Raw genomic sequence first — 17,866 nt, 5'->3', positions numbered from 1 at the left:
AATTCATGGAGTATCTGGTCACGACGACTCAACAATTATCTATAATACAGAAAGAGGGATAACCATGACCACATCCTCCGCCTTCAGCCCCGTGGACCTGCAATCCCGGTCCCTGCCCGTCCGCCTGCTGGCCGTCGCCTTGGGCACCGTGCTGCTGGCCGTCTCCTCTCGGATCGAGGTGCCGATGGTACCGGTGCCGGTCACCATGCAGACATTCGCCGTGGCGATGGTCGGCGCGCTGTATGGCTGGCGGCTAGGCACGATCACCGTGCTGGCCTGGCTGGGCCAGGCGGCTGCTGGCCTGCCGGTTCTGGCGGGCGGCGCCGCGGGGCTGGCGCATTTCGCGGGGCCGACCGGTGGCTATCTGGCTGCCTTCCCGATCATGGCGGCGCTGATCGGCTGGCTGGCGGAACGCGGCTGGAACGGCAACCGCGCCGGGCTGGCCTTCCTGTCGATGCTGGCCGGGAACCTGCTGTGCCTGGCCCTGGGCGGGGCTTGGCTGGCGCGCGGCATCGGCTGGGACGCGGCGATCACCCATGGCGTCACGCCCTTCCTGCTGGGGGCGGTGCTGAAATCCGCTGTGGGCGCGCTGGCGCTGCGCCAGGTGGGCCGTCCGCGCCGCGCATGACCATCCGCCTGCGCGCGCATCACCTGCTGTGCCTGCTGACCTGGGCGGGCAAGGGCTACAGCCCCGCCTTCACCGCGGGGTTCACCGCCATCGCCGCCCGCATCGCGGCGGGCGAGGCGGTGACGGTCGTGGACGGTCCCGACGATGTCTGCGCGCCGATGCTGGACGACCCCGGCTGCCATTGCCGGGGCGACAGCGTGGCGCGGCGCGACGCGCGGGCCGCGCGCGACGTGGCGGCCCTGCTGGGCCGTCCGGTCGCGCCCGGACAGCGCCTGGTGCTGGACCCGGCCGCCCTTGACCGGATGCGGCGCGCCTTTGCCCAGGGCCGCATCCGCAGCGCCTGCGCGGGCTGCGACTGGGCGGGCCTGTGCCGCGACATCGCCAAGGACGGCTTTGCCGCGACAGTGCTGCCCGCCCCTCAGCCCGACAGGCTGCGGGCCTGATCGCGCAGCACGAATTTCTGGATCTTGCCCGTCGAGGTCTTGGGCAGCGGCCCGAACAACACCGTCTTGGGCGCCTTGAAATGGGCCATGTGGTCGCGGCAGAAGGCGATGATGTCGGCCTCGGACGCCTGCTTGCCGGGCCGCAGATCGACGAAGGCACAGGGCGTCTCGCCCCATTTCGCGTCCGGCCGGGCGACCACGGCGGCCTCGTTCACGGCGGGGTGGCGATACAGCACATCCTCGATCTCGACCGAGGAGATGTTCTCGCCGCCCGAGATGATGATGTCCTTGCTGCGGTCCTTGATCTCGACATAGCCATCCGGGTGCATAACGCCCAGATCGCCGGTCGCGAACCAGCCGCCCCGGAACGCCTGGGCCGTGGCCTCGGGGTTCTTGAGGTATCCGCGCATGACATTGTTGCCGCGCATGAAGATCTCGCCGATCGTCTCGCCGTCATGGGGAACCGGGACCAGCGTGTCGGGATCGGCGACCATCAGCCCGGCAAGGGCCGCGTTGCGCACGCCCTGGCGCGCCTTCAGCCGGGCGCGGCGATCCGGCGGCAGGCCGTTCCATTCCGGCTTCCAGACGCAGACGACCGAGGGGCCATAGACTTCGGTCAGGCCATAGACATGCGTGACCTCGACGCCCATGTCCTCCATCGCCTGGATGACGGCGGCGGGGGGCGAGGCACCCGCGGTCATCGCCTTGACCGCATGGTCGAAGCGTTTCAGATGCGCGTTCTGCGCCAGCATGTTCAGCACGATGGGCGCGCCGCAGAAATGCGTGACGCCCTCGTCCGCGATCAGGTCGAAGATCGGTTCCGCCCGCACCGCGCGCAGGCAGACCGACACCCCGGCATTCGCGGCCATCGCCCAGGGGAAGCACCAGCCGTTGCAGTGAAACATCGGCAGCGTCCACAGATAGACCGAATGCGCGGGCATCCCCCAGTCCTGCAACTGCGAGATCGCGTTCAGCGCCGCGCCCCGGTGGTGATAGACGACGCCCTTGGGATTGCCGGTGGTGCCTGACGTATAGTTCAGCGCGATGGCGTCCCATTCGTCGGCGGGCGGCTGCCAGTCATAGGCGGGATCGCCCTGGGCCAGCAGCGCCTCGTAATCAAGGCTGCCCACGGGATCGCCATGCGCGATCGTCGGATCCAGGATATCCACCACCAGCCCGATGTCGCAGCCTTGCAGCGCCTCGGCCGCGAGGGGGGCGAATTCGCTGTCCACCAGCAGGGCCTTGGCCTCTCCATGTTGCAGGATGAAGCGGACGGCCTCGGCGTCCAGGCGGGTGTTGATGGCGTTCAGCACCGCGCCCAGCATCGGCACGCCGAAATGCGCCTCGTAGAGTTCGGGGATGTTGGGGGCGATCACCGCGACAGTGTCGCCGCGCCCGATGCCGCGCTCGGCCAGGGCGCTTGCCAGGCGGGCGGCCCGGTCACGGACCTGCGCCCAGGTCCGCCGGATCGGGCCATGGACCAGGGCCAGCCGGTCGGGATGGATCGCGGCGGTACGCGCCAGGAAATCCAGCGGCGTCAGCTGCGCGAAATTGGCCGCGCAGGCATCCAGCCCCCCGGTCATAGATGGTCTTGGTCATGTCCCCCTCTCCTTTTCGATCCTATCTATCCGGCGCGGCCGATGGCCTGGATGGCGGTGAAGCCTTCGAACCGGGGCGCGCCTTCGTGCAGTTTCTTCGTGTCGCCCGCGCGGGCATGGGCGTCGCGGAACTGCTGGCTGCGGGTCCAGCCCCGGAAATGTTCCTCGCTTTCCCACACGGTGTGCGAGGCATAAAGGCGCCGCCCGTCTTCCTCGGGGCCTTTCAGCATGTGGAATTCGACGAAGCCGGGAAGCTCGTTCAGCTTGCTGTCGCGCGACAGCCACAGGGCCTCGAACGCCTCGGCATTCTCGACCGGCACGGTAAAGCGGTTCATGGCGATGAACATCGTTCGTCCTTTCCAAAGGGTTCCGGCTGGCGATCCCGCAGGCTTCGGTGCCCCTGGATAGGCCCTTGTCCGCCCGCTGTCACGCGGTTGTAAAGAGGGCGATGCGATGCGGCGATCCGTCCCGGCCTTGACGGGGCGCGGCGGGCGCGGGACAGTCCGCCGCGAACCAGCAAAGGCCCGGCCCATGCCCGATTTCGTCATCCCGCCCGCCGCCATCCCGTCCCTGCCCGTGTCGGGCGACAGCCGCCGCTTTCCGGTGCGGCGGATTTTCTGCGTCGGCCGCAACTATGCCGACCACGCGCGGGAAATGGGTCACGACCCGGACCGAGAGCCGCCGTTCTTCTTCGGAAAGCCCGCCGATGCGCTGCTGACCGATGGCGGCGATCTGCCCTATCCGCCGCAGACCGGCGACCTGCATTTCGAGGCGGAACTGGTCGTCGCCCTGGCCGGCGGCGGCACCGGCATCGCGCCCGGCGATGCGCGGGGGCTGATCTGGGGTTATGCGGCGGGCAACGACTTCACCCGGCGCGATCTCCAGGCGGCGGCGAAGAAGGCCGGGCGGCCCTGGGATCTGGCCAAGGGCTTCGATCTGTCGGCGGCCTGCGGGCCGCTGCATCCGGCGGCGCAGACCGGCCCGCTGGATCGGGGCCGCATTGCGCTGACGGTCGATGGCGACCTGCGGCAGGACGGCGACCTGTCGCAGATGATCTGGCCGGTGGCCGACGTGATCGCGCATCTGTCGCAATCGGTGCGGCTGGCGGCGGGGGATCTGATCTTCACCGGCACGCCCTCGGGGGTGGGCGCGGTCACGCGCGGCCAGGTGGTGACGGTCGAGATCGAGGGGCTGACGCCGCTGGTCACGCGGATCGTTTAGGGCGATTCAGCAGTCTTTGGCTGAACCGTCCCTGATGGGGTAAAACCCCCACCCCACCAGGCTGCCGGGCGGGCCGGCGCCGTCAGAACTGCGCGGTCTGGCCCGGCCCCTGCCCGATCAGCCGGTTCAGGCTGGCGTCGCTACATCCCGACCAGAGGCCGCCGGGGGCGGGGATCGCCGCGCCAGGCGCCAGATCCGATCCCAGCGGCGCGCGGCGGCGCATTCCCCTCGTCATGCGGGTCGTCCCTTTCTTCTTCCGAGAAGCTCGACCGCCTTCAGCACGGCCACATAGAAGACCGGCACCAGGAAGATCCCGATCACGGCCGAGGACGCCATGCCGCCCAGAACCCCGATCCCGATCGAGTTCTGCGCCCCCGCCCCCGCGCCCGAGGCGATGGCCAGCGGCAGCACCCCCAGCATGAAGGCGAAGGTGGTCATCAGGATCGGGCGCAGGCGCATCTTCGACGCCTCGATGGCGGCCTCCAGCAGCGGACGCCCCTGGGCCACCAGCGATTGCGCGAATTCCACGATGAGGATGGCGTTCCGCGCGGCAAGGCCGATGGTCGTCAGCAGCCCGACCTTGAAGTAGACATCGTTGGTCTGGTCGAAGAACAGCGCCGCGGCCAGCGCGCCCAGGATGCCCACCGGCACGGTCAGCATCACCGCCAGCGGCACCGTCCAGCTTTCATAGAGCGCGGCCAGCGCCAGGAACACCACCAGCCCCGAAAGCGCGAACAGCAGGGGCGCCTGGTTGCCCGACAGCCGTTCCTGATAGGACAGGCCCGTCCAGGCGGCGCCATAGCCGCCGGGCATGTCGGCCACCATCTCCTCCATCGCATCCATCGCCGCGCCAGAGGACAGGCCCTGCGCCGCAGCCCCCGACAGTTCCAGCGCGCGGGTGCCGCCATAGCGGGCCAGGGCCTGCGGCTCCTGGTCCCAGACGCGGGTGGTGAAGGCGCCGAAATTCACCATGTCGCCGTCGGAATTGCGGGCGAACCAGCGGTCGATGTCTTCCGGCTGGGATCGGGCATAGGCCTCGCCCTGAACGATCACCGGGCGCAGTTCGGCGCCAAGCGCGAAATCGTTCACGTCCCGGCCCGAGAAGATGATCGACAGCATCGCGTTCACCTCGGAGATCGACAATCCGAAGGCGGCGGCCTTCTGCTGGTCGATGTCCAGCCGCAGCGAGGTCTGGAACGGCGCCTCGTTGCCGCGCAGGTTGGTGACGCGGCCATCGGTCTGGGCCGTGGCGACCAGCTGGTCGGCGGCCGCCGTCAGCGCCTCTTGCCCGCGCCCCGACTGGTCGACCAGATACATCGAAAAGCCCGAGGACGCGCCCATGCCGGGAATCGCCGGCGGTTGCAGGAAATAGGCCTGCCCCGCGCGGTTGTTCATGAAGAAATAGCCGTTGGCCCGCGTCACCAGCGAGGCCACGTCAAGGTCGGGGCGATCCTCGTATTCGCGCAGCTTGGCAAACAGCATGGCGTTGTTCTGGCCCGCGCCGCCGAAGCTGAAGCCCAGGACCGAGAAGGTGGATTCCACCGTGTCGGCTTCCTGGACGCGCAGATAGTCCTCGACCCTCTCGACCAGGGCCAGGGTCTGCGCGGTGGTCGATCCGTCGGGCGTCTCGATCATCACCATCATCACGCCCTGATCCTCGTCCGGCAGGAAGGAGCCGGGCAGGCGTTCATACAGGGCAAGCGCGCCAAAGCCGATGGCGGCCAGCACCACCAGCATCCTGAACGGACGGCGCACCAGCCGGGCCACGGCATGGCCATAGCCGTTCGTCGCGCGGTCCAGGTTGCGGTTGAACCAGCGGGCGGGCGCGATGCCGTCGCCATGCCCGCGCGGCTTCAGCAGGCTGGCGCACATGGCGGGCGTCAGGATCACCGCGACGCCCAGCGACAGCACCATGGCGGTGATGATCGTCAAGGAAAACTGGCGATAGATCACCCCGGTCGCGCCCGACATGAAGGCCATCGGCAGAAACACCGCCGACAGCACCATGACGATGCCGACCAGGGCCGAGGTGATCTCCTCCATGCTTTTCTGGGTGGCCTCGACGGGGCCGAGACCCTCTTCCTCCATCACCCGCTCGACGTTTTCGACGACGACGATGGCGTCATCGACCAGCAGGCCGATGGCCAGCACCAGCGCGAACATGGTCAGCGTGTTGATGGAAAAGCCCGCCGCCGCCAGCACCCCGAAGGTGCCCAGCAGCACCACCGGGATGGCGATCACCGGGATGATCGTGGCGCGCCAGCTTTGCAGGAAGGCCAGGATCACCAGAAAGACCAGCACCACGGCCTCGGCCAGGGTCTTGTAGACTTGGTGGATGGATTTTTCGACGAAGGGCGCGGTGTCATAGGGATAGACGACCTGCACGCCCGCGGGCAGCGACGGCGCGATACCGTCGATCACCGCGCGCACGGCATGGGCGGTGTCCACGGCATTGGCGCCCGTCGCCAGGTTGACGCCGAAACCCGCCGCCGGATTGCCGTTATAGCGCGCAGCCCCGCCATAGGATTCCTGGCCGATCTCGATCCGGGCCACGTCGCCTAGGAAGACCGTCGATCCGTCCGGGTCCACGCGCAGCAGGATGCGTTCGAATTCCGGCACGGAGCTGAATTGCGACTGCGCCGACAGGGTCATGGTCAGCCGCTGGCCTTCCGCCGACGGCTCGGCGCCCAGTTCACCCACGGTGACGTTGGTGTTCTGTTCGGATACGGCGGCGGTCACGTCGGCGGGCGTGACCTGGTATTGCGCCATCTTCATCGGATCCAGCCAGATGCGCATCGCATAGCCCGACCCGAAGGTGTTGATGGACCCGACTCCGGGGGTCCGCTTGACCGGATCCTCGATCATCTGCGCCACCAGATCGCCCAGTTCCACCGACGAAAAGCTGCCGTCCGTGCTGGTCAGCGCCCCCACCAGCAGGATCGACGAGGTGGAGCGCGACACGTTCACCCCCCGCTGCTGCACGATGTCGGGCAGCTGGCTGGTCACCAGTTGCAGCTTGTTCTGGACCTGGACCTGCGCGATGTCGGCATCGACCGTATCGTCGAAGGTCAGCGACACGGATGCCGATCCCGGCGTCGAATTCGAGGTCATGTAGATCAGCCCGTCGATCCCGGTCATGCCGTCCTCGATCACGGTGGTGACGGAATTCTCGACGATCTCGGCCGATGCGCCGGTATAGGTGGCGCTGATGCGGACGGTGGTGGGGGCGATCTGGGGATATTGCTCGATCGCAAGGGTTTGCAGACCAAGGGCGCCGACCAGCATGGTCACGAAGGCCAGAACCCAGGCGAAGACGGGGCGATGGATGAAAAAGCGTGCCATGGGTTACTCTGCCGCGGCCGGGGCGGGTTGGGCGTCGGCGGCGGCATCGGGGGCGGCGGCGGGCGCCGCTTCGCGGACCACGCCGTTGTCGTCCAGCGTGACGGGCACGGTCGTGACCGTCGCGCCTTCGGTCAGCGCGGCCAGGTTGTCGACCGCCAGCAGGTCGCCGGGTTCCAGCCCGTCCGTCACGATCCAGTGGTTCCGATAGCTGCCGTCGTCGGTCAGGTTCACCTCTGCGGCCCTGCCGTCGCGGATCACCCAGGCCGTCAGTCGCCCCGTCTTGTCGCGGGTCGCGGCGTTCTGCGTGACCAGGAAGGCCTCGGTCGTGCCCATCTCGATCTGGCCGCGCAGGAACATGCCGGGCAGGATCAGGCGGCGCGGGTTGTCGAAGCGGAACCGCGTATCCACCGCCCCGGTCGAGGTCGAGACGGTGACCCCCGGCGCGACCAGCCTGCCCGTGGCCTCATAGGTCTCGCCGGTTTCCAGCGTCAGCGTCGCTTGCAGCGTTTCGTTCAGCCGCAGCCGGCCCGCGCTGATATCCTCGCGCAGCGACAGCAGCCGGGCCGAGGGTTCGTACATGTCCACGTCGATCGGATCCAGGCTGGTGACGGTGGCCAGCGCATCGGCCTGCCCCGCCGTGACCAGATCGCCGACCGAGACCGCCGCGACGCTGGCCACGCCGTCGATCGGGCTGGTGACGGTGGTCCAGTCCAGTTCCGCCTGCGCAAGGGTCAGCGCGGCCTCGGCCGATTGCAGCGCGGCCTGGGCCTGTTCCAGCGTGGCGCGCGATGCGTCGACCTGCGCCTGGGTGGTGCCCGATCCCAGCAGCCGTTCGGTCCGCCCGAACGAGGTTTCCGCCTGGGTCAGTGCTGCGCGGGCGGAACTGACCTGCGCCTCGGCGCTGGACAGGTTGGCCCGATAGGTCGCCGGGTCGATCTGGAACATCGGCGCGCCCCGTTCCAGGGCGGTCCCCGGCTCATACAGGATTTCCGTCACCAGCCCGCCCACGCGCGGACGGATCGCGGCCTCGGACTGGGCCACGGCGCGGCCCGGCAGCGTCACGATGCGCGGCACCCGCTGAGGCTGCACCGTCACCACGCCGACCGCGGGCGGCGGCATGTCGTCCTGTTGGGCAAGGGCCGGCAGGGACGAAAACCAGACGGCGATCAGGACCACACAGGCCAGCAGGCGGAAAAGGGGCATCGGAATCGGTCCTTCGGACAGGCGGAGGGGCTTTGCCGCCTTGTTGCACATCAATGCACAGTGTGCAATGTTTGCCTGATATGAATATCCGGGGGAAATGCGCCATGGCCGTGAAATCATCGCTTCGTGATCGAAGGCGGTTGCAGACCTCGCGCGAGATCCAGCGCGCGGCGCTGACTCTGGCGCTGCGCCACGGCCATGACAGCGTGACGACCGAGGCGATCGCGGCCGAGGCGGGGATCAGCCAGCGCACGTTCTTCAACTATTACCTGAACAAGGATGCCGCGATCATCGGCACGGCGCCCAGTTTCGACGACGATACCGTGGCCCGGTTCCGCGACTCGTCGGGACCGCTGCTGGCGGATCTGTTGCAGGCGCTGCGGCAGCTGCTGTCGAACAGCGACCTTGACCGCGCCACCTCGCGCCTGATTGAGCGGCTGCTGGACCGTTCGCCCGATCTGCTGCCGATCTTCTACGGATCGCTGAAACGCCTGCGCGACCAGATCGCCGATCTGGCCGTCATGCGCCTGGGCGAGGATGCCCGTCCCGACGCCGAACTGCTGGCCGAGGCGATTTCCCACGCCCTGGCCGACACGTTCCGCATCTGGGCCAATGACGACGGCATGTCGGGGGACAGCATCGTCGACACCGCCGCCGCCAAGTTGCAGGTCTTGCGCGGTTTCCTGGCGCAGGCCTGACGCCCGGCGCTTAGCCCAGCGCCGCCGCCAGCACCGTCAGGCCGGACAGGCTGGCCAAGACCAGCAATGCCGCGGCCCCGATCCGGCCGTGATCGGCGGCCGGGGCGTCCTGGTCGAGGCGGCGCAGGTGCAGCTCGGTCTGGATCTCGAACATGAAGGGCACCCCGAAGTCGATGATCGGGCAGGGTTCCGCGCGGCGGTCAAAGCTGCGGGCGGGCATCATGCACCTGCCACCGGCACCCGGCGCGGGGCCGTTGCCTGGCTCAGCAACCTGCGCAGCATCGACGGCCGGGCGGTCCGGTCCAGCAGCCCGTCGCGGATCACCTTGCCCCCTGGCCACGGCCCAAAACCCGAGGCGACGTTGATATGCCCCGCATGGCCCAAGTCGATCAGATCCGCCCCCAGGTCGTCGGCCAGATCCTGACAGCGGCCGAAGGACATCCAGGGATCGTTGCGGCTGGCCACCACGACCGCAGGCACGTCCAGCGCCCGTTCCGGCAGCGGCCCGAAGCGGCGGATGCGCTTGCAATCCTCGAACCCCGCCAGCGGATCGGCGGGGGCCACCAGGACGGCGCCGCGCACCCGCAGCCCCGCCCAGCGGTCCAGCATCTGCGCGATCAGCACCGATCCCAGCGAATGGCCGACCAGGATGCTGCCCGGATGGCGCAGGACCATTTCGGCCAGCGTCGCCTCCCACGCCTCGCGCACGGGGCGGCGAGGGTCGGGCAGATCGACGATCATCGCGTTCGGATCGGTGCGCGCCCACCAGTCCTGCCAATGCGGCGCGGGCGATCCGTCAAGACCGGGAACGATCAGAGTCTTGGACATGGTGCGCTTCCTTTCATCCGTCCCGATAAGACTACAATCCTGGTCGTGATTTTGTTCCCAAAGATCCCGGCCCAAAGAGAACGGGGATCTCTGACGGTCGTCGCCAATCTGGACCGGATGGAGAACGCGGACGAGGATATCACGCGGTGAGCTGGGAACACCCAGGCGACCCGCAAGCTGCGCCTCGGCGGTTTCCGGCGCGGCCCCGCGCGCGGTCCCCGGCCTATCCCTGCCCGATCAGCAGGATGATCAGCGGAACCGTCACGATGCTGCCTGCGGTGGACATCAGGATCGCGGCCGACACGCGCTGCTGCGCCACGCCGAAATATTGCGCCAGGATATAGACGTTGCCTGCGACCGGCAGGGCGGCGGCGGCGACCATGACACCTGCGGCGAAGGGCTCGACGTGAAAGGCCCAGGCGGCCAGGCCCACGGCCAGGGGATGCAGGATCAGCTTGGCGACCGTCAGCCAGGCCGAGGCCGCAAGTCGGCCGATGCGCCGCCCCGCCAGGCTGGCGCCGATGGCGAACAGCGCGCCGGGGGTGGCGGCGGCGCCCAGCATCACCAGGAACTCGTCGAAAGGGCCGGGCACGGGCAGGCGCATCTGCGCCCAGGCCAGGCCCGCCAGCATCGACAGGACCATCGGATTGGCGACGATGCCGCGCAGGATCGGAACCGCCGTGGCAAGGCGCAGCCCGCCGCTGCGGCCCGCATGGATGATCAGGGTGATCAGCGTGGAAAACACCAGCATGTCGATGGTCAGGACCATCAGCACCGGCCCCACGGCGCGTTCGCCCAGCAGCGCGACCAGCATCGGCACGCCCAGAAATCCGGTATTGCCGATCATGCAGCACTGCGCCTCCATCGCGGCCTCGGGCAGGGACAGGCCCCGGCCGCGCGCCACGGCCATGCCGACCAGCCAAAGCCCGAAGGATCCCGCCAGATAGGCCAGCGCGAAGGACCGGTCGAACAGCGCCGCCAGATCCAGGCGCGCGGCAAAGCGGAACAGCATCGCCGACAGCGCGAAGTAAAAGACGAATTTGGTCAGCCAGGCCGCCCCCTCATGGGGAAAGAACCGCGTCCGCGCGGCCAGCCAGCCCAGGCCGATCATCCCGAAAAAGGGCAGGGTCTTCAGGAACACGGCCAGCATGGCTTCTTCTTCGCTCAAATATCCTCGGGGGTGAAGGCCGCCCTGGCGGCCGAGGGGGCGGAAAGCCCCCTTTCGACGATGAATTCCCGCACGCCGCCGCCGATGTCGCGCTGTTCGACCAGCCGGTGCCCCGAGCCTTCGCAGAAATGCGGCACATCGACCAGGGCCATGGCGTCGGTCGCCCACAGCCGCACCCGCGCGCCCGGCGGATGGTCGGGCAGCAGCTTGCGCAGCCGCAGGACCGGCAGCGGGCACAGCAGCCCGCGCGCGTCGATCAGCGGAAGGTCGGTCACCGGACGCCCGTCACTGAAGACCCGTCACCTGGTCCAGGCACCATTCGGCCAGCTGGCCCGGCGGAACGCGCTGGCCCAGCCCCTCGCAGAAGCGGTCGAAATCGGCGCGCTGTTCGGGGGGCACATGCAGCAGGATCGGCACGTCCTGGGCCACCGCCTGCGCGATCACGCTGCGAAAGCCCCGGCCGATGGCCTCTTGGCGGCCGAACTTGGGCAGGATCAGCAGTTCCGCCCCCGCCAGCCGGGCCGAGACCCGCGCCGCCGCCATTTCCAGCGCGCCGGGATCCAGGCGGCAGCCGGTCGATCCGCTGCCGAGGGACTGGGAAATGCGGATCGGCATGTCTTCCTCGCCCAGCACCAGCACGTCCATGTCGCAGGCGCAGTCGGCGCCCCGGTCGGTGTTGACCTGGATGGCGCCCGCCAGCCGCAGGCCCGCATCCGCCAGACCGGCCGACAGGCGCGCCAGGATCCGGTCGGCCTCGCCCGGTGCTGCGTCGTCGTCCAGACTGAACCATCCCAGCATCGCCGTCATATCCCGCTGTCCAGGGCGAATTTCATCAGCCCGTTGATGCCGTCCACGCCCAGCTTCTTCTTCAGCGCCGAGGAGGTGTTGGCCGCCGTCTTGTAGCTGACATCCAGGTGATCCGCGATGGCTTGCAGGCTGAGCCCCCGGCCGATCAGCGCCAGCACCTGCCGTTCCCGGTCCGACAGCGCCCCCAGCGGATCGGCCGAGGCCCCGGCCCGCAGCGTCGCCAGCGCCATCGCGTGGCGGGGCGACAGATAGAATTCGCCCGATTCCAGCATCCGCACCGCCTCGCGGAAATCGGCGGGGGGCGCGTTCTTCGACAGAAACCCCTGCGCGCCCGACTGCAAGGCGCGAGCGGCAAAGCCGGTCTGGTCGTTCATCGAAAAGATCAGGATCGGCGCATCCGGCGCCGCGTCGCGCAGCGGCGCCACCAGATCCAGCCCGCCCTGGCCCGGCAGGCTGATGTCCAGGACGATCAGGTCCGGCGCGTCGCCGCCCGCCAGTTGCGACAGCGCCTCCTCGCCCGACATGGCCTGGCCGATACGCTCGTATCCCAGTTCGCGCAGCAGGCGGTTCGCGCCCAGATGGGTGATCGGATGATCGTCGATGACAAGCGCGGACTTCATCTGCGGTCGGGCCTTCATTCAGGCTGTTGCAAGGGCAGGCTGGCGCCGATGGTGGTCCCCCCGCTGCCCGAGGACAAGGTCAAATCGCCCCCCAGCAGGGTGATGCGTTCGCGCATCCCGGTCAGGCCGGTGCCTTCGCGCGCGTCCGGCGCCATGCCCCGCCCGTCATCGGCCAGGACCACCCGCCAATGCGCCGGATCGGCCCACAGGCGCACCGTCACGCGGGACGCCGCGGCATGGCGCAGGGCGTTGGTGGTGCCTTCCTGGACGATGCGGAACAGCGTCAGGGCGGTCGCCTCGTCCGGTTCCGGCAGGCCGGGGGCCAGATCCAGGCCGATGTCCAGATCCGGGAAGCGCCGCTCCAGGTCGGCCAGGTAATCGCCCAGCACCGCTGCCCGCGGCAACTGCCCGATGGCGGCGGGGCGCAGGTCGCCCAGCAGGGCGCGGTTCACGCGGGCGATTTCCTCGGCGATGTCGGCGATGGCCTGGGCATGGGCCTCGACGGCGGGGGTGGGGGCGGCCTTGCGCAGGGCGTCGGCCTCGACCCGCAGGCCGAACAGGCAGGGGCCCATCTCGTCATGCAGGTCGCGGGCCACGGCCTTGCGTTCCTCGTCGCCGCGCGTGACGACGCGACGTTGCAGCCGGGCGCGGTCGGCCTGGGCCTGCCCAAGCGCCTGGGCCAGGTCGTCCACCCCGGCGGCGATGGGTGCCAGGTCGCGCTGCGCCACCGGCCCCACCCGCGCCGTCAGATCACCCCGGCGCAGGTCGCCCAAGCGGCTGGCGATGGCCGCCACGGGCCGCAGCGCCTGGCGCGTGGCCCACAGGATCAGCAGCCCCTGGGCAACCGCCGCCATCGCCGCCAGCCCCAGGAAGGCCGACAGGTCGCGCCAGGCCAGCGCGATTTCCGCCCCCGGATCGGTCGCGATGAAGACATAGCCGCGCGGCCGCCCCTCCAGCACCACGGGAAGGCGGGTTTCCAGCAGGTCGGGCGCGACCAGGGACGCGAACCAGGGCGGTGCCGGGGCCTGCGCCTGCACCGGCGCGCGGGCGCGGCGCACCACCCCGTCCAGGATGTCGACGGTCCCCAGCGTGACATGGCGCGGCACCACCAGCCGTTCGGGCAGAAGCTGCATGATCCGGTCGGGCGGGACCGCCCCCTGCATGGTTCCGATCGTCGCCAGCACCAGGGCGCGCGCGGTTTCCACCGCCAGCCGGGTCTCGGTCGCGATGTCGCGGCGCGCGCCCTCCAGGCTGGCCACGGCCAGGGCGGCGAACAGCGCCGCCTGCACGGCCAGGATCACCAGGAAGATGCGTTGCGTCAGGGTCAGGCGGGTCATGGCGCGCAGATTGGCCGAGAGGCGAGGCTGCGTAAATGGCAAGATCGCGGCTTTTCGCGCCGCATCGCCGGGCATAGAAGAGGCCATGACCGATTACGACGCCCTTGCCTCCCGCATCCGCGCCCTGACCGAAGGCGAGACCGACGAGGTCGCGCTGATGGCCACCCTGGCCTGCGAGATCCACCATGCCGACGACCGCTTCGACTGGACCGGCTTCTATCGGGTCGTGGCGCCCGATCTGCTGAAGATCGGTCCCTATCAGGGCGGCCATGGCTGCCTGGTGATCCCGTTTTCTCGCGGGGTCTGCGGGGCTGCGGCGCGCACCGGCCAGGTCCAGCTTGTGCCCGACGTGGACGCCTTTCCCGGCCATATCGCCTGCGCCAGTTCCACCCGGTCGGAAATCGTCCTGCCGGTTTGGGGAAACGGCGGGCGGCTGATCGGCGTTCTGGATATCGACAGCGACCGGCCCGATGCCTTCACCGAAACCGACGCCGCCCGGCTGGCCGCCATTCTGGAGGAGGTTTTCGGCCATGTCTGATTTCACCGGGCGCTGCCTGTGCGGCGCCGTCACCTTCAAGGGCAGCGGGGGGTCCGAGCCGCCGAGCGCCTGCCATTGCAGCCAGTGCCGCCGCTGGTCGGGGCATGTCTGGGCCTCTGCCTCGGCCAGCGACGTTTCCGTGGCCGGACCGGTGCGGTGGTATCGGTCCTCGGACAAGGCCGAACGCGGCTTCTGTCCCGAATGCGGCAGCAGCCTGTTCTGGCGGCAGATCGGCGTGACGAACCCCGAGATCGCGGCGGGTGCCATCGACAATCCCACCGGGCTGCGGCTGGCGGGCCATATCTACGTGGCCGACAAGGGCGATTACTATGACATCGCCGACGGCTTGCCGCAGGAACCGCAGGGATGATCTGGGACACAATCGCCGCCATTCCGCTGGCGCAGCTGACCGCCTTCGTCGCAGGCGGGCTGCTGCTGAACGTCGCGCCGGGCCAGGATGTGTTCTTCGCCAGTGCCTGCGGCATCCAGGGCGGGCCGCGCGCGGGCGCCCTGGCGGGCTTCGGCGTGGGCCTGGGCGTTCTGATGCATGTGACGCTGGCGACCCTGGGCCTGGGCGCGGTGGTCGCCGCCCACCCCGAGGCGCTGCGCGCGATCAAATACGCGGGCGCGGCCTATCTGCTGTGGCTGGCCTGGAAAAGCTGGCGGGCGGGGCCGGTCGATCCCTCCGCGCGCGGCAGCGTCAGACCCTGGACCATCGTCCGGCGCGGCTTTCTGTCGAACGCGCTGAACCCCAAGCCGGTGCTGTTCCTGCTGGCCTTCCTGCCGCAGTTCACCAACCCCGCCTGGGGGCCGATCTGGCAGCAGATCCTGGGCTTGGGGCTGATCTTCGCCTTGACCGGCACGCTGGTCACGATGGGTTACGGCGTCGTCGCGGGCCATGCGGGCCATGTGATCGGGCGGCGGCTGGGCCTGATCAACAGGATCGCCGCCGTGATGTTCGCGGGCCTGGCGATCCGGCTGGTCGCCAAGTGACCGGTTTCGTCTATGCCCCGCCCCCCGACGCGCCCCAGGTGATCCATGCCGATCACGAGATCCTGGTGGTGGGCAAGCCCGCCGGGCTTCTGTCGGTGCCGGGCCGGGGCGAGGGCAAGGACGATTGCCTGATCAACCGCCTGCGCGGCCCCTTCCCGACGGTGCTGCTGGTGCACCGGCTGGACCAGGACACATCGGGCGTGATGGTCTTCGGCCTGACGCCGCACGCGCAGCGGGTGCTGTCCAAGCAGTTCGAGGATCGCAAGGTCAAGAAGGCCTATGTCGCCCGCCTGGCCGGGCGGTTGCAGCCGAAGACCGGCCGGGTCGATCTGCCGCTGATCGTCGACTGGCCGAACCGCCCGCGCCAGAAGGTCGACCACGAGGCGGGCCGCCCGGCGCTGACCGAATGGCGGGTGATCCGCGCGACGGATGACGAAACCCGCGTGCGCCTGTTCCCGCTGACCGGGCGCAGCCACCAATTGCGGGTCCACATGGCCGAAACCGGCCATCCGATCCTGGGCGATCCGCTCTATGCCTCGGGCGCCGCGGCCGATCATCCGCGCCTGATGCTGCACGCCGAAAGCCTGCGCCTGCGCCATCCCGACAGCGGCGTGCAGGTCAGCTTCAGCCAGGCGGCGCCGTTCTAGGCCCCGATCACCTGTTCCGCCACCTGTTCTGACCGCAGCATGTCCTCCAGCGTCAGCGATTCGATCAGGATCAGATAGGACCAGAAAATCTCGGCAAAGACCTTGCGGATGCGGCAGGACGCCTCGTCCCGGCAATCCTCGCAGCGTTGATAGGCGCGCCGCGACAGGCAGGGCAGCGGTGCTATGGGGCCGTCGATCAGGCGCAGCAGTTCGGAAATGGAAATGTCGCCGGGCCGCTTGATCAGCAGATAGCCGCCCGACCGGCCGCGAATCGAGCTGACCATGCCCGCGTTCCTGATCTCCAGCAGGATCTGTTCCAGGAACCGCTTCGGCGTGTCGGACCGCCGGGCGATCTTCTCGATGGTCAGCGCCTCGGGGCTGGGCTGGGCGGCCTCGTCCCCCAAAACCAGCATCGCCTTGAGGGCGTATTTCATCTTCTGCGTGATCATGGCCCACCCTACGGTGATAAAATACCCGCTTCAAGGTCGACATTTGCCGCAGGTCAGGGCAATTCCAAATATACGACAATAACGGTGGACATTTGCTATTTTTCTGGCAACCTGTGGCCCGAGACCGACCCCGAGGAAAAAGACCAAATGGCCAGCCTGGACCTGATCGACCGCAAGATCGTCGCCGCCCTGATGCAGGACGCGACCCAGCCGATCGCGCAGATCGCCGATCAGGTGGGCCTGTCGCAAACCCCCTGCTGGAAGCGGATCCAGAAGCTTGAGGCGACCGGCGTCCTGACCGGGCGCGTGGCCCTGGCCGATCCGGCGAAGCTGGGCCTGGGCCTGACCGTCTTCGTGGGGATCGAGGCGACGGACCACGGCGCAGCCTGGCGCGACGCCTTCCTGGCCGCCGTCAAACAATTCCCCGAGATCATGGAGGCCTATCGCATGGCCGGGGAAATGGACTATCTGCTGCATGTCGCTGTGTCCGACATGGCTGCCTATGACGATTTCTATCGCCGGCTGACCGATGCCGTGCCGATCAAGAACCTGACCTCGCATTTCGCGATGGAACGGCTGCGCCATACCACCGCCTATCCCATCAATACCCGCGACCGTTAAGCGGTCCGATCCGCGGAAGGCCAGGATTCCCGACGCCAGCCCGGTCATGGGCGGCCCGGCCCCGGGTTGTCGGCGCGCAGGGCAAGCCGCGCACCGGGCCCGCTGCAATCGGCCGCGCGTTGCGTTGCGAACCGGCCCCGCCTCGCGGTCGGCATGGCCTGCCCTTGACGCAGCCTCAGGACGGATCGGGCGGCGCGACCAGTCCGGGCGCGACGCCCTTTTCGTCTTTCAGCGTCTTCAACACGATCTCGGACCGGACCTGCGACACCTGCGGATGCGGCAGCAAATGCCGATGCACGAAATCGGCAAAGGACTCCAGATCGCGGACCCGCACGTCCAGGACGTAATCCGCATCCCCCGACACCGAAAAGGCCGAGCGGATCTGCGGCTGCATGGCGACGAAGCGGGCGAAGTCATCCTCTTTCCGCTGACCGTGGCTGGACAGGTTGACGCGGATAATCGCGCGCAGCCCGTATCCCAGCTTGGCCGCGCCAAGCCGCGCCGAATAGCCTTCGATCACGCCCGCCTCCTCCAGCGCCGCGCGCCTGCGCGAGCATTGAGAGGGCGACAGCTTCACGATCTCGGCCAGGGCGGCGTTGGTCAGCGCGCCGTCGCGCTGCAAGGCGGTCAGGATCGCGATGTCGAAGCCATCCAGTTTCAAGCCATGCATCCTTCGCAGATTCCGTGCACGTTTCGTGCGAAGAACGCCCCAAATGCCGCGATTT

General features: G+C 68.8%; 23 protein-coding genes. 9 read left to right on the top strand and 14 right to left on the bottom strand.

The features are described 5' to 3' along the window. The first annotated feature begins 64 nt into the window (after window positions 1-64). Window positions 65-628, top strand: a complete 564-nt coding sequence (locus tag PXD02_RS02820; protein WP_275105445.1) for a biotin transporter BioY — start codon at window positions 65-67, stop codon at window positions 626-628. Further along, window positions 625-1,071, top strand: coding sequence for a DUF1284 domain-containing protein (locus PXD02_RS02815; RefSeq protein ID WP_275105444.1), 447 nt, complete (start codon window positions 625-627; stop codon window positions 1,069-1,071). Before PXD02_RS02820 ends, PXD02_RS02815 begins: the two co-directional genes overlap by 4 nt. Here the strand turns inward: PXD02_RS02815 and PXD02_RS02810 are convergent. Together PXD02_RS02810 and hmuQ are read right to left on the bottom strand one after the other, a co-directional pair. Further along, a complete protein-coding gene (locus tag PXD02_RS02810) occupies window positions 1,047-2,654 on the bottom strand; it encodes an acyl-CoA synthetase (RefSeq protein WP_275105443.1) in 1,608 nt (535 codons plus the stop codon). The two genes, PXD02_RS02815 and PXD02_RS02810, sit on opposite strands and share 25 nt — an antisense overlap. A 41-nt stretch (window positions 2,655-2,695) precedes the next feature. Continuing rightward, window positions 2,696-3,016: a heme-degrading protein HmuQ gene (gene hmuQ / locus PXD02_RS02805; RefSeq protein WP_275105442.1), complete on the bottom strand. Its 321-nt coding sequence runs from the start codon at window positions 3,014-3,016 to the stop codon at window positions 2,696-2,698. A 184-nt stretch (window positions 3,017-3,200) separates the two neighbouring features. Here hmuQ and PXD02_RS02800 point away from each other — a divergent pair, with 184 nt between their 5' ends. Beyond that, complete coding sequence (locus PXD02_RS02800; RefSeq protein ID WP_275105441.1) at window positions 3,201-3,890, top strand: fumarylacetoacetate hydrolase family protein; 690 nt, start codon at window positions 3,201-3,203, stop codon at window positions 3,888-3,890. Between the two features lie 82 nt (window positions 3,891-3,972). Here the strand turns inward: PXD02_RS02800 and PXD02_RS02795 are convergent, their stop codons facing one another. The 3 genes from PXD02_RS02795 to PXD02_RS02785 are packed head-to-tail and all read right to left on the bottom strand — an operon-like array spanning window position 3,973 to window position 8,435. Beyond that, a complete protein-coding gene (locus tag PXD02_RS02795) occupies window positions 3,973-4,125 on the bottom strand; it encodes a hypothetical protein (protein ID WP_275105440.1) in 153 nt (50 codons plus the stop codon). Further along, window positions 4,122-7,232, bottom strand: a complete 3,111-nt coding sequence (locus PXD02_RS02790) for an efflux RND transporter permease subunit (protein ID WP_275105439.1) — start codon at window positions 7,230-7,232, stop codon at window positions 4,122-4,124. Before PXD02_RS02790 ends, PXD02_RS02795 begins: the two co-directional genes overlap by 4 nt. A 3-nt stretch (window positions 7,233-7,235) precedes the next feature. Continuing rightward, window positions 7,236-8,435 (bottom strand): efflux RND transporter periplasmic adaptor subunit, encoded by a 1,200-nt coding sequence (locus PXD02_RS02785; RefSeq protein ID WP_275105438.1) that lies wholly within the window; start codon window positions 8,433-8,435, stop codon window positions 7,236-7,238. 104 nt (window positions 8,436-8,539) lie between these two features. Between PXD02_RS02785 and PXD02_RS02780 the strand changes: the two genes are divergently transcribed. Further along, entirely contained in the window at window positions 8,540-9,133 is a 594-nt protein-coding gene (locus PXD02_RS02780) for a TetR/AcrR family transcriptional regulator (protein WP_275105437.1), read from the top strand. 10 nt (window positions 9,134-9,143) lie between these two features. Here PXD02_RS02780 and PXD02_RS02775 read toward each other — a convergent pair whose 3' ends face one another. The 7 genes from PXD02_RS02775 to PXD02_RS02745 all read right to left on the bottom strand — a co-directional run bounded on the left by PXD02_RS02775 (window position 9,144) and on the right by PXD02_RS02745 (window position 13,893). Further along, a complete protein-coding gene (locus tag PXD02_RS02775) occupies window positions 9,144-9,356 on the bottom strand; it encodes a hypothetical protein (protein WP_275105436.1) in 213 nt (70 codons plus the stop codon). Next, the gene (locus PXD02_RS02770) at window positions 9,353-9,961 is read right to left on the bottom strand and encodes an RBBP9/YdeN family alpha/beta hydrolase (RefSeq protein WP_275105435.1); all 609 of its coding nucleotides are present in this window, start codon (window positions 9,959-9,961) and stop codon (window positions 9,353-9,355) included. The genes PXD02_RS02775 and PXD02_RS02770 overlap by 4 nt, the downstream gene beginning before the upstream one ends. 223 nt (window positions 9,962-10,184) lie before the next feature. Beyond that, window positions 10,185-11,111, bottom strand: a complete 927-nt coding sequence (locus PXD02_RS02765) for an AEC family transporter (RefSeq protein ID WP_275105434.1) — start codon at window positions 11,109-11,111, stop codon at window positions 10,185-10,187. A 14-nt stretch (window positions 11,112-11,125) separates the two neighbouring features. After that, the gene (locus PXD02_RS02760) at window positions 11,126-11,404 is read right to left on the bottom strand and encodes a sulfurtransferase TusA family protein (RefSeq protein WP_275105433.1); all 279 of its coding nucleotides are present in this window, start codon (window positions 11,402-11,404) and stop codon (window positions 11,126-11,128) included. Between the two features lie 10 nt (window positions 11,405-11,414). Beyond that, a complete protein-coding gene (locus PXD02_RS02755; RefSeq protein WP_275105432.1) occupies window positions 11,415-11,927 on the bottom strand; it encodes a DUF2478 domain-containing protein in 513 nt (170 codons plus the stop codon). Window positions 11,928-11,932: 5 nt separating this feature from the next. Then, window positions 11,933-12,556: a response regulator gene (locus PXD02_RS02750; RefSeq protein WP_275105431.1), complete on the bottom strand. Its 624-nt coding sequence runs from the start codon at window positions 12,554-12,556 to the stop codon at window positions 11,933-11,935. Between the two features lie 14 nt (window positions 12,557-12,570). After that, complete coding sequence (locus PXD02_RS02745; protein WP_275105430.1) at window positions 12,571-13,893, bottom strand: ATP-binding protein; 1,323 nt, start codon at window positions 13,891-13,893, stop codon at window positions 12,571-12,573. A gap of 85 nt (window positions 13,894-13,978) precedes the next feature. Between PXD02_RS02745 and PXD02_RS02740 the strand changes: the two genes are divergently transcribed. The 4 genes from PXD02_RS02740 to PXD02_RS02725 are packed head-to-tail and all read left to right on the top strand — an operon-like array spanning window position 13,979 to window position 16,071. Continuing rightward, window positions 13,979-14,431, top strand: a complete 453-nt coding sequence (locus PXD02_RS02740) for a GAF domain-containing protein (RefSeq protein ID WP_275105429.1) — start codon at window positions 13,979-13,981, stop codon at window positions 14,429-14,431. Beyond that, window positions 14,424-14,801, top strand: coding sequence for a GFA family protein (locus tag PXD02_RS02735; RefSeq protein ID WP_275105428.1), 378 nt, complete (start codon window positions 14,424-14,426; stop codon window positions 14,799-14,801). The genes PXD02_RS02740 and PXD02_RS02735 overlap by 8 nt, the downstream gene beginning before the upstream one ends. Continuing rightward, window positions 14,798-15,424, top strand: a complete 627-nt coding sequence (locus PXD02_RS02730) for a LysE family translocator (protein WP_275105427.1) — start codon at window positions 14,798-14,800, stop codon at window positions 15,422-15,424. The genes PXD02_RS02735 and PXD02_RS02730 overlap by 4 nt, the downstream gene beginning before the upstream one ends. Continuing rightward, window positions 15,421-16,071: a pseudouridine synthase gene (locus PXD02_RS02725; RefSeq protein ID WP_275105426.1), complete on the top strand. Its 651-nt coding sequence runs from the start codon at window positions 15,421-15,423 to the stop codon at window positions 16,069-16,071. The genes PXD02_RS02730 and PXD02_RS02725 overlap by 4 nt, the downstream gene beginning before the upstream one ends. Here PXD02_RS02725 and PXD02_RS02720 read toward each other — a convergent pair. Then, window positions 16,068-16,520 (bottom strand): RrF2 family transcriptional regulator, encoded by a 453-nt coding sequence (locus PXD02_RS02720; protein ID WP_275105425.1) that lies wholly within the window; start codon window positions 16,518-16,520, stop codon window positions 16,068-16,070. The genes PXD02_RS02725 and PXD02_RS02720 overlap by 4 nt on opposite strands. A gap of 147 nt (window positions 16,521-16,667) precedes the next feature. On the opposite strand from PXD02_RS02720, the gene PXD02_RS02715 reads away from it, so the two are divergent. Beyond that, window positions 16,668-17,141, top strand: coding sequence for an Lrp/AsnC family transcriptional regulator (locus tag PXD02_RS02715; RefSeq protein ID WP_275105424.1), 474 nt, complete (start codon window positions 16,668-16,670; stop codon window positions 17,139-17,141). A 175-nt stretch (window positions 17,142-17,316) separates the two neighbouring features. On the opposite strand, the gene PXD02_RS02710 is transcribed toward PXD02_RS02715, so the two are convergent. After that, on the bottom strand, window positions 17,317-17,802 hold the full coding sequence (locus PXD02_RS02710) for an Lrp/AsnC family transcriptional regulator (protein WP_473092044.1): 486 nt from the start codon (window positions 17,800-17,802) through the stop codon (window positions 17,317-17,319). Between the last annotated feature and the right edge of the window lie 64 nt (window positions 17,803-17,866).

The organism is Paracoccus sp. S3-43 (genome assembly GCF_029027965.1).
Lineage (GTDB): Bacteria > Pseudomonadota > Alphaproteobacteria > Rhodobacterales > Rhodobacteraceae > Paracoccus.
The sequence above is the reverse complement of the archived record's forward strand: the minus strand, read 5'-3'. Positions and strand labels throughout refer to the sequence as shown.